Source organism: Candidatus Obscuribacterales bacterium (assembly GCA_036703605.1).
Classification (GTDB): Bacteria; Cyanobacteriota; Cyanobacteriia; order RECH01; family RECH01; genus RECH01.
In genome coordinates this window covers 1-1,140 of the sequence record DATNRH010001026.1, presented here as the reverse complement: position 1 = coordinate 1,140, position 1,140 = coordinate 1, and the positions used below count along the sequence as shown (strand labels likewise).

Annotated in this window: 2 protein-coding genes; both read left to right on the top strand. The window is 54.1% G+C overall.

Going from position 1 to position 1,140, the window contains the following annotated elements:
- Positions 1-252 (top strand): hypothetical protein (locus V6D20_20985; protein ID HEY9818256.1); only part of this gene is annotated, 252 nt, incomplete at its 5' end.
- A gap of 91 nt (positions 253-343) precedes the next feature.
- On the top strand, positions 344-1,140 hold a 797-nt coding region (locus V6D20_20980), incomplete at its 3' end, for a hypothetical protein (protein ID HEY9818255.1).

Sequence of the window (1,140 nt, the reverse complement as noted above, 5' to 3'; positions counted from 1 at the left end):
GGTACAGTAGTCAGCGGTGGCATCCACATGAGCGATATCCCCTCCTTTCCCTATCGTTTGCTTTGGGAGGAACGCACGATCCGCTCCGTGGCCAACCTGACCCGCAAAGATGGGGAGGATTTCCTGGCTGTCGCTCCCCGGGTGCCTGTGGAAACTCAGATCCAAACCTACACATTAGAAGCAGCCAGCCAAGCCCTGGACGATATACGAGAGGGCAGGCTGCAGGGATCTGCGGTATTGATCGTTGATTGATTTCAAGCCAGGAAGGATTGATATAATCAGCAATCATCCTTGGGAATATAAATTTGAGTAATACTCCAAAATCACTTAACAGCTAATCCAAATGTTCTTTCTCCTGCGTGTGATCATCTTCATCCTGGGGGCAATGCTGGTAGGCTTTACCCTGCTCTCAGCTGTGAGAACCCTGGTCCTGCCACGGGCTGCGCCGGATAAGATCTACGGCTCGGTTTTCCGGCTCGTGCGCTGGATTTTTGATTTACGCTTGCGGTCGGTGGTTTCATTCCAGGCACGCGATCAAATCATGGCTTACTACGCCCCGATCGCCTTGCTCACCCTGTTACCGGTCTGGTTGATACTGGTCACGCTTGGATATGCGGGCATGTATTGGGCACTGGGTGTGCCCACCTGGTATGAAGCTTTCCTGCTCAGTGGTTCTTCCCTGCTGACGCTAGGATTTGCGAAAGCGACTGATTTCTGGCAGCTCAACTTAGTGTTTTCAGAAGCTACTCTCGGTCTGCTGCTGATCGCGTTACTGATTGCTTACCTTCCAAGTATGTACTCCGCTTTTCAGAGACGGGCAGCGGCCGTCTCCCTGTTAGAGGTACGAGCCGGAACACCTCCCTCGGCGGTCGAAATGCTCTTGCGCTTTAACCGCATTCATGGGATCGATCGCCTATCGGACCAATGGCGTGCCTGGGAGACCTGGTTCGCTGACCTTCAGGAGAGCCATTCCTCGCTGCCAGCTTTAGTTTTCTTCCGTGCTCCACAGCCGGAAAATTCCTGGATCACCGCCGCAGGGACTGTCCTGGACGCAGCCGCTCTTTCCCGTTCAACGCTGGACATCCCTCAAGATTTTGAGGCTGATCTCTGCATCCGGGCTGGATACCTGGCGCTGCGCCA